Origin of the sequence: Stenotrophomonas indicatrix (assembly GCA_041545745.1) — a bacterium.
Lineage (GTDB): Bacteria > Pseudomonadota > Gammaproteobacteria > Xanthomonadales > Xanthomonadaceae > Stenotrophomonas > Stenotrophomonas indicatrix_A.
Genome location: CP168152.1, coordinates 2,381,196 through 2,395,170, shown reverse-complemented (window position 1 = coordinate 2,395,170; position 13,975 = coordinate 2,381,196). Strand labels below are relative to the sequence as shown.

Genomic DNA, 13,975 nt, shown 5'->3' with positions numbered 1-13,975 from the left:
ATGTGCCCGTTCGAGACGACCCCCGTTTGATCGCCCTGCTGTTGCACTTCAGCCGGCTGCCCGCAGCCGCGCAGGCGAAATTCCTCGAACTGTTGAATCACTACCTGTTCGCCTCGCCGAAGCGCCGCAACCAGCTGCGCCGTCATTGGCACCGGCATGCGCCCGCCGACGACGAAGGTGATGATGCGTGATCCGCGGGAAACCGTGTTCGGCGACCGCGGCCGAAATCTCGGCCGGGTCCGATGGAGGCAACCGCCTCCGATTCCTAGCATTCCTCCTGCAGGCCAATGAACCGGGCTGCCGGGAAGGACGCTTCTCCCCAAGTGTCCCACCCGTTCCCGGCCCCGCCGTCCTCCCCGGCGGCGGGGCCCTTTTGCCGCCACGCGCGGATCACACCTGTGAAGAAGAATCCAACACCATGAAGCTCCTCCCGATTGCTTCCGCTGCAACCCTGCTGCTGGCTGCTGCGGCCGCCAACGCCCAGTCCTACGGCTCGGGCGTCATCGAATTCACCGGCGAAGTGACCGACCTGACCTGCACGATTTCCGGCGGTGCAGGCGCCATCGGCACCACCAACATCACCGTGCCGATGGACCCGGTCCAGGCCAACCAGCTGGCAGCTGCAGGTGACGTTGCGGGCCTGCATCCGTACCAGCTTGTCATCGGCGGCCCGGGCCAGGGTACCTGCCAGAACGGCAAGATCGCCGAGCTGTACTTCGACCCGACCGCCGGCCAGGTGGACGCGGGCAACGGCAACCTGCGCAACCAGGAAGCCAATGCCCCGGCCGTCAACACCCAGATCCAGGTGCTGTACAAGAACGCCGTGGTCGATCTGCGCGATCCGTCCTTCAAGACCGATCCGGTAACCATCGCCAACAACACCGCTGTGATCGACATGGCCAGCCAGTACGTCGCCGTCAATGGCGCTGCTGCGCCCGGCTTCGTGCAGTCGTACGTCAACTACAAGGTTGTCTACAACTGATGCCGCGCGGGGCCGTCGGCACGTGCCGGCGGCCCTGTGTCCGGCCTCATCCATGAGGTGATCCATGCTCTCCTTCAACCGCATGCTCTGTGCCGGCGTCCTCGCCCTGGGCGCACTGTTCGCCCAGGCAGCCGACGCATCGGTGGTGATCGGTGGTACCCGCGTGGTCTATCCCGCGCAGGACAAGGAAGTCACGCTCAAATTCATGAACGAAGGCGAGCGCGCCGTGCTGGTCCAGGTGTGGCTGGATGACGGTGACGACCAGTCCACGCCGGACAGCGCCAAGGCGCCGTTTGCGGTCGCGCCACCGGTGTTCCGCCTGGATCCGAAGAAACAGCAGACTGCCCGTATCCTGTTCACCGGTGCCACGCTGCCAACCGATCGTGAAACGCTTTACTGGCTGAACATGCTCGAGATTCCGCCGAAGACGGGCGGTAGCGCGGCCAACATCCTGCAGTTCGCCTTCCGTACCCGCATCAAGGTCTTCTACCGCCCACCAAACCTGGCCGGCGAGCCGGTGCTGGCGCATCAGAAGGTACGTTGGTCGCTGCACTCCGCGTCCAGTGGACTGGTGCTGCGGGCGGACAACCCCACGCCCTACCACGTCAACTTCGCCAGCGTCGGCCTGTGGGCCAATGGCAAGGAAGCAGGCATGCAGGGGGGCGGCATGGTCGCACCGTTCGCAAAGGGCGAGTTCGTGCTGGAGGGTCTCACAACCCGGCCCCCGGGCGAACTGAAGGGCGCGATCACCGTCATCAATGACTTCGGTGCCCTGGTGCCGACCCAGGTTGCCTTGCAGCCCTGAGTACAGCGCGCACCGGGTGCGCGCCATTCCCTGTTCCTGCGGAGACATCCTGATGAACGCCCCGATCCGGGCGCCGGGTAACGGCGCCTGCCGCCTGCGGCATGCCCGGCTGCCGATGCTGGTGGCCACCATCCTGTTCGCCCACACCGTCTCGGCAACCGAGCCCGGTGCCGATGATGCAGTGACGTTCGATGCGGCGTTCCTTCCGGCCGGTGCATCGGCCCGCCTGGATCTTGAACGCTTCGCACAGGCTGACTATGTCGCGCCCGGCACTTATCGTGGCGACGTCCGTCTCAACGGGCAGTGGCAGGCCCGTACCGACATCGTCTACCGCGAGGTGGAGGGCAGTTCCCGCCTGTGCCTGGATCCGGCCAACCTGCAGGCTTACGGCATCGGTCCGGAACGGCTGCAGGCCGACGCGCAGCACCTGCCCGCGTTGCCATGGCCGCAGGAGCTGTTCTGCGGAAGCCTGGGAGATCTGGTGCCCGGTGCCACGGCAGCGTTCGATGCGGGCAGGCAGACGCTGGACCTGCAGGTGCCCCAGCTGTACCTGCGCAACGAGGCACGCGGTTACGTCGATCCCAGCCAGTGGGATGCAGGCGTGCCCGCGTTCGCCTTGAGCTACAACGCCAACGCGTATCACTACAACAACGGCAGCACGGCCCGCTATTCGGGCTTCGTGGGACTGAACGCCGCCGGCCGCGTCGCCGGATGGCAGCTGGTGCACCAGGGCGCGATGACCCTGGGGGGCAGCCAACCCCAGCGCTACCGCTCAACGGCCGCGTATCTGCAGCACGATATCGTGCGGTGGAAGGCGCAGCTGATGCTGGGCGACACCTCCACGCCGGGCGACCTGTTCGAAGGTGTACGCCTGCGTGGCGTTCGCCTGGGCAGCGACGATCGCATGCTGCCGCAGTCGCAGCGAGGTTTCGCACCGGTGATCCGCGGCGTGGCCGAAACCAACGCACGGGTGATCGTGCGCCAGCGCGGCAGCGTGCTGCACGAGGCCAGCGTCGCGCCGGGGCCGTTCGAACTGGACGATCTGTATCCAACCGGCTACGCCGGTGACCTTGAAGTCGAGGTGCGCGAGGCGGATGGCCGCTCGCGCCGCTTCACCGTGCCGTACTCGGCGGTACCGCAGCTGCTGCGACCGGGCCAGTCGCGCTGGAGCATGTCCGCCGGGCGGGTCGACGAAAGCTCGCTGCGTGCGGCGCCAGAGCTGCTGCAGCTGCAATACCAGCGCGGCCTCAGCAACATCCTCAGCACCTACGGCGGCATGGTCGTGGGTGAGGACTACCGTGCCGGCCTTGCAGGTGCGGCCATCAACACATCCTTCGGCGCGGTGGCCGCAGACGTGTCGCTGGCGCGGACGGCGGTGCAGGGGCTGCCGCCGATGTCCGGCAGCAGCTTCCGGTTGGCCTACAACCGCAACGTCGTGCGCACCGGAACGTCTTTTGCCGTGGCCGCCTACCGCTATGCCACCCGGGACTACGTGAGCCTGCGCGACTGGGCATCGCTGCGTGATGCGCGCGCCCGCGATCTGGATATCGACACCGTAGCGCGCCAGCGCAACCGCATGGACCTGAGCATGAACCAGCAGCTGGGTGAGCGGGGTGGGCAGCTGTTCGTGATCGGCACCCGCCGCGATTTCTGGAACGCACCCGGCCGTCAGCTCGACCTGAGCATCGGCTACAGCAACCAGTGGAAGGCATTGAGCTACAGCGTCAACTTCCAGCGTACCCGCGATTCGATCGACTTCGGCCGCGGCTACCTGCAGGACAGCATTCCCGGCGTGGACATGCCGGCAGCAAGGGCCCAGCAGGCACGGGTGGACAACCGGCTGATGCTGATGGTGTCGCTGCCGCTGGGCAGGTCTCCGCGTGCGCCGTTGGGCAACCTGATGCATACCCGCAGCCGCAATGGCGAGCCGGCGACGCAGCTGTCGACCAATGGCATCTCATCGCGGGACGACCGCTTCAGCTATGGCGCTACCCTGTCACGCATCGCGGGCAGCAACAGCGCCGATATCAACACCGGCTACCGCGGTGCGCGCGGCCAGTGGACGGCCAGCATCAGCAATGGCAGCGATTACACCCAGCTGGGCATGGGCGCCGCAGGTGGCATGGTGCTGCATGGCGACGGGCTGACCTTGTCCCCGCCGCTGGGCGAAACGGCAGCACTGGTGCATGCCGCTGGCGCGGCTGGCGCGCGCATCGAGAACGGGGGCGGTGCACGCCTGGACAAGCGCGGCTATGCCGTGGTCCCGTTCCTGACGCCTTACCAGTTGAACACCATCTCGATTGATCCGAAGGGCACTGGCTTCGACGTGGAGCTGCAGGAGACCGCACGCAGCGTCGCGCCGCGTGCTGGTTCCCTGGTGCGGCTGGCTTTCAGCACGCGTGCAAGTCACGGCCTGATGGTGGACGCACGTACCGATGACGGCCGGCCATTGCCGTTCGGCGCCGAGGCAACTGACGGCCAAGGCACCAATGTTGGTGTGGTGGGGCAGGGCAGCCGCCTGCTGCTCACCGGCCTGCAGGCGTCCGGCCCGGTGCAGGTGCAGTGGGGTCCCGGCAGCGACGAGCAGTGCGTGATGCAGGTGCAGGTGCCAATGTCGCGTTCCAGCGACGGTTACACCGTAGTGGAAGCACGCTGCCAGGCCGCCGCCGCTGCACAGAAGTCCGAGCCCGGCACCCGACCCCATGTGGCCACTCTGGAGAAAGCGCCATGATCCCGATCCTGTTGGTGGCCCGCGTTGTGCTGGCCATGATGCTGTTGGCCAGTGCCCCTGTCTGGGCGCAGAACTGCCGGCTTGTCGATGGTGACAGGCCATTGGTCAACATCGCCAACCTCAATGGCTCGATCACTGTCGGGCCGGACGTGCCGGTGGGTACCGAGATCTTCCGTGCGACCTACTATGCCGGTCCTGCGAACCAGATCACGTGCTCGCCGGGGCGAATGGATCGCATCCGGCAGTACACCTCGCTGCCGCATCGCGCCTCAGACTTTGTCCATCCCACCTATGGCACTGTCTATGAGACCAACGTGCCGGGCGTGGGTGTGGCGGTTTGGTTCAGCGGAAGAGGGTTTCCAATCCTGACTGAAGACGAAGTCATCGAGCCGATCCTGCTGCTCTGGCCTGTTCAGTCCTATGACGTGAGCCTGATCAAGATCGGGCCGATCAACGCAGGGACCGTGACTGGCGCCAGCCTCCCGCAGTTCGAGTACCGGATGAGTGGCGTCAACCGGAACGTTCTGTTGTGGAGCGGGCGCGTGCAGGGCAGCCTGAACATCGTCTCGCGTACGTGCAGCACCAGCGATGTGCCCGTGGACCTGGGCGTGCATCAGATGAGCGAGATCCCTGCGGTCGGCTCCACCACGGGCTGGGTGAACGTGCCGGTGGTGCTGCGGGACTGCCCTGCATTCTTCGGACGCTACCGCGGCCACTTGACCACCGGCACGGTGCAGACCGCCAACGGGCGAGTGGACAACCGCATCCGCTATCGTGTCGATCCGGTCACCGCGGTTGCCGACCGCACGCGATCGGTCATGGCGCTGCAGGACGATGGCGTGAACATGACGGCGACCGGCATTGGTATCCAGATCGGCACGCAGACACAGGATTCGATCGGCTTCAATGCAATGCGGGATTCCGGCTTGGCGCTGACCGAAACCAACAACGCGCAGTACACGATCATGTTGCGTGCACGCTATTACCGACTTGCGGCGGCGGCCGCCTCGGGACAGGCCAATGGCGCCGCCACCATCACCCTGGAGTACAACTGACATGCACGCTGTGCTGTTGCTGGCCGCGCTTGCTGCGTTGCTGCCGCTACCATCGCAAGCGGCTGACCTGACCCTGCGCTTCAGCGGTCGTTTCCAGCCGGGAACCTGCCAGATCAGCGTCGCCGATGTCGACGTGGGTACATTCGACGCGGCGTACTTCACGGCCAATCCGCAGTCGCCCGTGGTCGGCTTCACGCTCAACCGCAGTAGCTGCGCCAATGACCTGCGGGTGCTGCACGTGCGCATGGCCGGAAGCGCCGACAGCAGCGACGCGCGCTACTTCGCGATACCCGCGGCAGGCGGTGTGCGCGGCCTGGCCGTCTGGTTGTACACGCCCGCCCAGCAGACATTGGCGCCAAACCAGGCAGGCTTCGACTGGCCTACCAATGGAACGCCTGCGGCGGGTCACCTGCTGTATGCGCGCCTGGTGCGCACCGGCACGGTGTCGGCAGGCACCATCCGCACTCCTGTGACCGTACAGGTCACCTACAACTGAGGCGCGTCATGCATCGCACTGCATTTTTCCTCGTGCTGGCCATGTTGACGGCCAGTGTGCAGGCGCAGGACACCCAGCCATTCACCGTTTCTGGCGAGATCCTGCCCGGCGCATGCCGGATTTCCTTCCCGGACGTGGATCTCGGGTCGCACCTGGCGAACGTGTTCACTGGCAGCCATGGCACCGCCTACGTCGATTTCAGCGGAACCGTCAGTGACTGCGACCCCTTGATTCGGCGCGTGGCAATGACCTTCGACGGCACCGCCGACAGTCACAACAGCGCGTTGTTCGAGGGAGTGCCCGGCGTGGGTGTGCAATTGGTACGCGTGGTGTCGTCGTTGAACGTGCCCCTTCCGCCGGGTGGGAGCACCCAATACGTGACGGCGGACGGCGTCTACCCGTTCCGTGCGCGCCTGCTGCAATCGGCGATGCCGGTCTCCGTTGGACGCATCCAGCGGCCCATCACCGTTTCCCTGACCTACAACTGAGAGCTTCCATGCATCTTCCGATTCCAGGCCTGCTGCTCGCCGCCGTGCTGACGCTGTCCGGTGCAGCATCGGCGCAGACCGCCACCACCACCAACTTCAACGTCACCGGCACCATTCTGCCGGGCGTATGCCGCATCGCCGTGGCCGATGTCGACCTGGGAACCTATCAGTCCACCCAGTTCACCGGTGCGTTCAGTACGCCGTTCCAGGCCGTCAACGTGGTGGTCAGCCAATGCGATCCTCTGGTCGCGCGGGTGGGCCTGCACTTCAATGGCGTCGCCGACAACAATGACGCGACGCTGTTCCAAGGCGTTGCCGGCATCGGTATCGAGCTGCAACGTACCAGCAGTGGCGCACGCCTGCGGCCCGGCGGGTGGACCCAGATGGCGACGGCCGCCGGCACCCACGCCTTCCGCGCGCGCTTCGTGCAGAGCGCGGCGACGGTTTCCGCAGGCGCGGTGAGCCGCCCGATCACGGTCACGATGACCTACAACTGATTGTCCGGCGGACTGAACGGCAGGTCGTTCAGCCAGCGCCGCAGGCGCCATTTAGGCCCCGTCCGATTCGGGACGAGGCCGCTGCTTTCTAGCATTTCCCCGTAGACGCGGCATCGGCCGCCATTCAACCGCCCGACCAAGCAGGCGCATTGCCTACGGAGAACATCATGAACAGCATCTACCGGATTGTGTGGAACGCGGCCATCGGAAAGTGGGTGGTTGCTTCAGAGCTGGCCACCGGCCGCAGGAAGAAGGGCGGCAAGGTTGCCGCACGCGGGCTGGCTGCGGCCAGTCTGCTGATGCTGGCCCTGCCGTTGTGGGCGGCCGAAGACAGCAGCACCACGTGCACCCTGGCACAGGGCCAGGCGGGTGTGATCGATGCTGAGGGCCGCTGTGTGGCCACTGATGCCGATGCGAACGCAGATGCGGCAGCGCAGACCCGCGCCATTGGTGTACAGGCCGCGGTGGATGACTTGTATGTGAAGGTCAATGGCTCGGGTACGGCTGCCACGGCCGCAGGAGTGGGCGCGATCTCCATCGGCAACAACGCACGCGCCTTGGCCGATGCGGACGGCAACGCGGACAACGCCATTGCGATGGGTGCCAACGCCAGCACCCAGGGCAACAACGCAGTCGCCATCGGTATGGGTGCAAGTGCCAACAGCCAGAACGCGCAGGGCGCTGCAGGGTCGCTGGCCGTGGGTGCCAATGCCAGCGCCGGTGGCTGGAACAGCGTGGCGGTGGGCTACAACACCAATGCTGGCGGCTCGGCAGCAGTGGCTGTTGGGCGCGGCGCGCGCGGCAGCGCCACCGAAGCGGTGGCGATGGGTGACAACGCCTCGGTCAGCGGTTCCGGCGGCGTTGCCCTCGGCGGTTCGTCGCAGGTTACGGCTGCCGGTGCAGTGGCGATCGGCCGTGCATCGGTCGCCAACCGCGAAAACACGGTATCGGTCGGCAGCGCCACGTTGCGTCGCCAGGTCGTCAATGTTGCAGCGGGTACGCAGGCCAACGACGCGGCCATCGTGCAACAGCTGCGTGCCGGCGTGCAGGCGCTGGGTGGCGGCGCCGATGTTGCTGCCGACGGCAGCATCACCGCGCCCAGCTATGTGCTGGACCATGGCGGTACCCACACCACCGTCGGCAGCGCGCTGGAGGCGCTGGATGACGGCCTGACCACCACCACCACTACCTTGAACCAGTTGAGTACTTCGCTGGACAATGGCACCGTGGGCCTGGTGCAGCAGGCAGCACCGGGTGCCAACCTGACCGTGGGTGCCAGCACCAATGGTGCTGCGGTGGACTTCACGGGTACTGACGGGGCCCGTCGCCTCAGTGGCGTGGCCGCAGCCACGGCGGCCGACGAAGCCGTGACGCTGGGCCAGCTGCAGGCATCCTCGGCCTCGGTGGCCGATGCGCTCGGCGGTGGCAGCGTTGCCGATGCGCAGGGGCGCATCAGTGCGCCGAGCTACGCCGTGGATGGCAACAACTACGGCAACGTAGGCGATGCATTGACCGCACTGGATGGCCGTGTTGGCAGCACCGGCCAGGACCTTGCTGATCTGCGCGACGCGCTGGATGAAGGCAGCCGCTATTTCAAGGCGGACGGCTCGGGTGTGGCCGACGAAGCCGCTGCAACGGGCTCGGGCAGCATCGCCGCCGGGGCCAGCGCCGCCGCGAGCGCTGCACAGGGTGTGGCCGTCGGTTGGGGCGCGCGTGCGAGCAGCGGTGACGGCGCGATCGCGCTGGGTGCCAATGCACGCGCCAGTGGTGAGAATTCAGTCGCGCTGGGCGCTGAGGCGGTAGCAGACCGCGACAACGTGGTCTCGGTGGGCTGGGGCATGGGCGGTAACGGCACTCGCCAGATCATCAACGTGGCCAACGGTACCGAAGCCGCAGATGCGGTGAACGTGCAGCAGCTGCTTCCTGTCATCGAGGGCCTGGGCGGCGGCGCGACGCACAATGCGCTGACCGGCACCGTGACCGGCCCGCAGTACAGCGTGCAGGGTCAGACCTTCGACAACGTGGGCGATGCATTGTCTTCGGTTGACGGTGGCCTGACCGTGATCGACGGCCGTGTGACCCGCAACGAAGGCGATATCACCCAGCTGCGTCAGCAGCTGGTGGACCTGGGCAATGGCGAAGCCGGCCTGGTGCAGCAGTCCGCTGCGGACGCTGCAGTGACGATCGGTGCAGGTACCGGAGGCACCGTGGTGGACCTGCGCGGTACCAACGGCGAACGCCAGCTCAAGGGCGTGGCTGCCGGCATCGACGCCAGTGATGCGGTGAACCTGGGCCAGCTGAACTCGGCCGTCGATGACCTTCGCGCCACCGGCAACCGCTACGTGCGGGTCGATGGTGCAGGCGATGGCAGTGATGATGCGCAGGCCAACGGGCAGGGCGCGATGGCGGTAGGTGCATCGGCCCAGGCCAATGGCGCGGGTAGCGTAGCGCTGGGCCAGGGGGCGGCGGCGCTGGCTGACAACAGTGTGGCGTTGGGCGCTGGCGCCGTGGCCGATCGCGCCAACAGCGTGTCGGTGGGTGCGGCCGGCAGCGAGCGCCAGATCACCCATGTGGCCGATGGCAGCGAGGATACCGATGCGGTGAACCTGCGCCAGCTGAAGGCGGCAGGTCTGGTGGGCGATGGCGGGCAGATGCTGGATGCGGTGACCTATGATGCAGGCAGCCAGCGTGCACAGGTCACTTTCGGTGGTGCCAATGGCACCGTGCTGTCCAACGTGGCCGATGGTCGTGTGGGTGCAGGCAGCCGCGAGGCCGTGAACGGTGGCCAGCTGGCCGCACTGCGCGACCAGCTGCAGGGCCGCATCGGCGATCTGGATGGCCGCGTCGGCGCATTGGAAGCAGGCGATGCCGGTGGTGGCGGCAATCCGCCGTACTACGGCGCCAATCCGCAGCCGGGCGATCAGGCGGGTGACAACCCGGCCCAGGCCATCGGCCAGGGCAGCGTGGCGGCCGGTGCCGGCGCAGAAGCCCAGGCCGACAACAGCGTTGCGCTGGGTGCCGGCTCGGTCGCCGACCGCGAGAACAGCGTGTCGGTCGGCCGCGAAGGTGGCGAGCGTCAGATCACCAACGTGGCAGCCGGTGTGCAGGCCACCGATGCAGTGAACGTAGGCCAGCTGCAACAGGGTGTGGATGATGCCAAGGCGTATGCCGACGAGCGAGTACAGGATGCCTGGAGCGGCCTGGAACAGCGCTTGGACCAGGTCAACCGCCAAGCCAACCGAGGCATCGCCGCCGCAGCTGCACTGGCGCCGATGACCCCGTACCTGCCGGGCAGGACCACCATCAACGCCAACCTGGCCAATTACCGCAGCGAAACGGCGATGGGTGTGGGCGTGTCGCGCTGGAGCGACAACGGCCGCGTCAATGTCAACGGCGGCGCGTCGATGGCGCGCGGCGACAAGCCGATCTTCCGCATGGGCGTCGGCGTGGTACTGGGCGACTGAGCCCAGCGCTGGGCGCGGCGCACGACGCCGCGCCCAGTTGCAACCTGCTGAATCACAAACCATCCCACGGGTGTATCCGGGCGCGCTTTAGGCCGCGTCCGATACGCCATCGGGGGGCGCTTGCCTAGTATCTGGCCATGGCTGGAACGGCCGGCTGCCACCCCCAATGGGCGCTTGCGCCCTCGGAGAACGACCATGAACTGCATCTATCGCATCGTCTGGAACGCGGCCACCGGCAAGTGGGTCGTCGCCTCGGAACTGGCCCAGGGCCGTCGCCGTCGCGCGGGTGCGGGCATCGCCGCAGTGCTCCTCGCGATTGTCGCGCCAAACGTGCTTGCCAGCGACATCCAGCAGGTACTGTGCAGCGCACCGCACGAACCGCAGGAAGCCGCCTGCCTGCACCCCGCCGCGTTGCGTGGCGCCCTGCCGTTGGCTGCAACCGATGACAGCCTGCTGGTGGTGAACATCGGCAGCAATGCCACTGCCGCCAGCGTCAACGGCATCAACATGATCGCCATCGGCAGCAATGCCGTCGCGCGACCGGCCAGCAATGGTGCCAACAACGGTGCCATCGCACTGGGCAGCAACTCGGTGGCCACCGGCAGCAACGCTGTGTCGATCGGCTTCGGTGCCGCCGCAGACAGCCAGAACGGCTCGGGCGCCAGTGGCGCGACCTCGCTGGGCGCCAGCACGCGAACCACCTGGAACGCGACCGCGGTTGGCTTCCAGGCCAACGGTGCCGGTACGGTGGTGACCGCATTGGGGTCGGCGGCAGTAGCCACTGGCGAGCGAGGCATTGCCCTGGGGCGCGCTGCTACCGCCACCGGGCAGTACTCCTCCGCGATCGGCGCAGGCGCCCGCGCCACCCACGCCAACAGTGTTGCCATCGGCGCCGGTTCGGTCAGCCGCGGCAACGCCACGGTTGCGCTGGGTTCAACCACCGCACGCCGTGGCATCGAGAACATGGCCGATGGCACGCAGGACAATGACGTGGCCAGCGTGCAGCAGCTGCAGGGACTTCTGCAGGCTACCGGCGGTGCGCTGGCGACCGATGGCTCTGTCATCCCGCCGGCTTTCGATCTTGCTCACGGAGGCACCCACACCAGCATCGGCAGCGCGCTCACCGCGCTGGACGGCGGCCTCTCCAGCGTTGACGTATCGGTGAACGATCTGCATACGCGGATCAGCCAGGGCACCATCGGTATGGTCCAGCAGGCCGCGCCGGGCAGCGACCTGACGGTCGGTGTGGATCGTGATGGCGCCGCCATTGGTATGGCTGGAACTGCAGGCGCCCGCCGTCTGGGCGGTGTGGCCGATGCCGTTGCTGGCGACGAGGCCATCAACAAGGCGCAGTCCGATGCCGCCGTGGCCAGTGTGGCAGCGGCGCTTGGCGCAGGCGCGGGCGTGGCCGCCGATGGCACCCTGCGGGCACCGGATTTCAATGTGGTGGGCACCACCGTGCATAGCGCCGGTGATGCGCTGCATGCACTGGATGCGGAAGACCGCGCGCAGCGTGCCGAGCTGGTCGATCTGGGCAGCGACCTGGTGGTTGCCCAGCGCTACTTCCAGGCCGCAGCCGGTGATGTCGATGCGCCGGCTACCACGGGCGGAACCGGCAGTCTCGCGCTGGGCAGCGGAGCGGCAGCGAGCGGCCCGCATTCACTGGCCATGGGCGCCGACGCGCGTGCGGCCGGGCAGGGTAGCGTCGCCATCGGTGCCGGCGCGCACGCCAACGGCGAGAACGCGGTCGCACTGGGCGCAGGCTCGGTCGCTGATCGCGACCAGGTGCTGTCCTTGGGTGGCGGCGCTATCGGTACGCGTCAGTTGATCAACGTGGCCAACGGCACCGAAGCGACCGATGTGGTCAACCTGCAGCAGTTGCAGTCCACGGTCGCCGCGCTCGGTGGTGGCGCGCAGGTCGAGGCGGCCACAGGTTCCGTGACAGGCCCGACCTATGTCGTACAGGGCAGCAGCTTCCGCGATGCCGGTTCTGCGCTGGACGCGGTGGACGGGCAGCTGCAGGTGCTCGACCAGCGCGTCACCCACACCGAAGACGATGTGTTGGATACGCAGCGCCAGATCGATGCGTGGAACGGCGGCGACGCAGGCCTGGTGCGCCAGGATGCCGCCAGCGGCAACATTTCGGTGGCCTCGGGTCGTGCCGGTGCTGTGGTCGACCTGACGGGGGCAACGGGTGCGCGCCAGCTGAAGGGCCTGGCCGCTGCCGATGACGCAACCGATGCAGTGACCCTTGCACAGATGCAGGACGGCCTGTCGGCGGCGCAGCCAGAGGACAGCCGCTATCTGAAGGTTGATGGTCGTGCTGATGGCAGCGACGACGCCTCGATCAGCGCTGTGGGGGCGCTGGCCATCGGTGCGTCGGCGCAGGCCGACGGTATTGCGGCCATCGCGCTGGGACAGGGGGCGCAGGCTTCTGTGGACGGTGCCATTGCACTGGGCGCAGGGTCGGTGTCCGACCGTGCCAACGCCGTTTCGATCGGGCGTGATGGTGCGGAACGCCAGATCACCCACGTGGCCGATGCCAGCGACGATACCGACGCCATCAATCTGCGCCAGCTGAAGCAGGCCGGGCTGGTCGGCGACGATGGTGACGTCAAGGAGACGGTTGGCTATGTGGCGGGCAGCGATCGCAGCCAGGTGGTGTTCGGTGGTGCCGCAGGCACCGTGCTGACCAACGTTGCCGACGGTCGCGTGCAGCTGGGCAGCCGCGAGGCGGTCAATGGCGGTCAGTTGTCGGCCATCGGCGAAGGCATCGGCCGGCAGCTGGAAGGACTGCAGGATCGTGTCGGCGCGCTGGAAGGCCAAACGGGCGGTGGTGCCGGGTCGGATCTGCCGTACTACGGCGCTACCGGCAATGAGGCACTGGTGGCCGATGGTGCGCCGGCTGAAGCCACAGGCCAGGGCGCCGTGGCAGCCGGTTCCGGTGCCCAGGCGAGTGCAGACAACAGCGTGGCGCTCGGTTCTGATGCCATCGCCGATCGCGCCGACAGCGTGTCGGTCGGGCACGTCGGAGGCGAGCGCCAGATTGCCCACGTGGCTGCCGGCAGGGCCGATACCGATGCGGTCAACGTGGCCCAGCTGCAGGAGCAGATGGCTTCGGTGAACCGCTACACCGACCAACGCGTTGACGCGATGGAGCAGGCCATTGGCGCACAGGCCTCGCACATGTCGCGACAGATCAATCGCGGCATCGCTGCCTCGGCGGCGCTGGTGCAGGTCACGCCCAACCTGCCGGGCAAGGTTACGTTGAACTTTGGTACGGCCAGCTATCGCGGTGAGTCCGCATTGGCCCTGGGGTTGTCACGCTGGAGCCGCGATGGCCGATACAACGTCAACGCTGGGGTATCTGTCGCGCGGGGCGACCAGCCGCTGCTGAGCATTGGCTTTGGCATGGCCTTCGATTGATGGTTGCCCGCTGATTGCGGAGGCATGGCTG

10 protein-coding genes are annotated in these 13,975 nt (G+C 67.2%); all 10 read left to right on the top strand.

All coding sequences use genetic code 11. From position 1 onward, the window contains the following. Positions 1 to 26: 26 nt before the first annotated feature. The 10 genes from ACEF39_RS11030 (at position 27) to ACEF39_RS10985 (ending at position 13,944) form a co-directional block, all read left to right on the top strand. Entirely contained in the window at positions 27 to 191 is a 165-nt protein-coding gene (locus ACEF39_RS11030) for a hypothetical protein (RefSeq protein ID WP_500285044.1), read from the top strand. A 227-nt stretch (positions 192 to 418) separates the two neighbouring features. Continuing rightward, the gene (locus tag ACEF39_RS11025) at positions 419 to 982 is read left to right on the top strand and encodes a fimbrial protein (protein WP_205404251.1); all 564 of its coding nucleotides are present in this window, start codon (positions 419 to 421) and stop codon (positions 980 to 982) included. A 64-nt stretch (positions 983 to 1,046) separates the two neighbouring features. Next, on the top strand, positions 1,047 to 1,787 hold the full coding sequence (locus tag ACEF39_RS11020; RefSeq protein ID WP_500285043.1) for a fimbrial biogenesis chaperone: 741 nt from the start codon (positions 1,047 to 1,049) through the stop codon (positions 1,785 to 1,787). 52 nt (positions 1,788 to 1,839) lie between these two features. After that, positions 1,840 to 4,518, top strand: coding sequence for a fimbria/pilus outer membrane usher protein (locus ACEF39_RS11015; protein WP_500285042.1), 2,679 nt, complete (start codon positions 1,840 to 1,842; stop codon positions 4,516 to 4,518). Beyond that, positions 4,515 to 5,573 (top strand): fimbrial protein, encoded by a 1,059-nt coding sequence (locus tag ACEF39_RS11010; RefSeq protein ID WP_500285041.1) that lies wholly within the window; start codon positions 4,515 to 4,517, stop codon positions 5,571 to 5,573. Before ACEF39_RS11015 ends, ACEF39_RS11010 begins: the two co-directional genes overlap by 4 nt. Position 5,574: 1 nt before the next feature. Further along, positions 5,575 to 6,069 (top strand): fimbrial protein, encoded by a 495-nt coding sequence (locus ACEF39_RS11005; protein ID WP_500285040.1) that lies wholly within the window; start codon positions 5,575 to 5,577, stop codon positions 6,067 to 6,069. A gap of 8 nt (positions 6,070 to 6,077) precedes the next feature. Further along, complete coding sequence (locus ACEF39_RS11000; RefSeq protein WP_265952755.1) at positions 6,078 to 6,557, top strand: fimbrial protein; 480 nt, start codon at positions 6,078 to 6,080, stop codon at positions 6,555 to 6,557. Between the two features lie 8 nt (positions 6,558 to 6,565). Continuing rightward, on the top strand, positions 6,566 to 7,054 hold the full coding sequence (locus ACEF39_RS10995) for a fimbrial protein (protein ID WP_265952754.1): 489 nt from the start codon (positions 6,566 to 6,568) through the stop codon (positions 7,052 to 7,054). 167 nt (positions 7,055 to 7,221) lie between these two features. After that, positions 7,222 to 10,518, top strand: coding sequence for an ESPR-type extended signal peptide-containing protein (locus ACEF39_RS10990; protein ID WP_500285039.1), 3,297 nt, complete (start codon positions 7,222 to 7,224; stop codon positions 10,516 to 10,518). A gap of 195 nt (positions 10,519 to 10,713) precedes the next feature. Beyond that, positions 10,714 to 13,944 (top strand): YadA-like family protein, encoded by a 3,231-nt coding sequence (locus ACEF39_RS10985; protein WP_500285038.1) that lies wholly within the window; start codon positions 10,714 to 10,716, stop codon positions 13,942 to 13,944. The last annotated feature ends 31 nt before the right edge of the window (positions 13,945 to 13,975 follow it).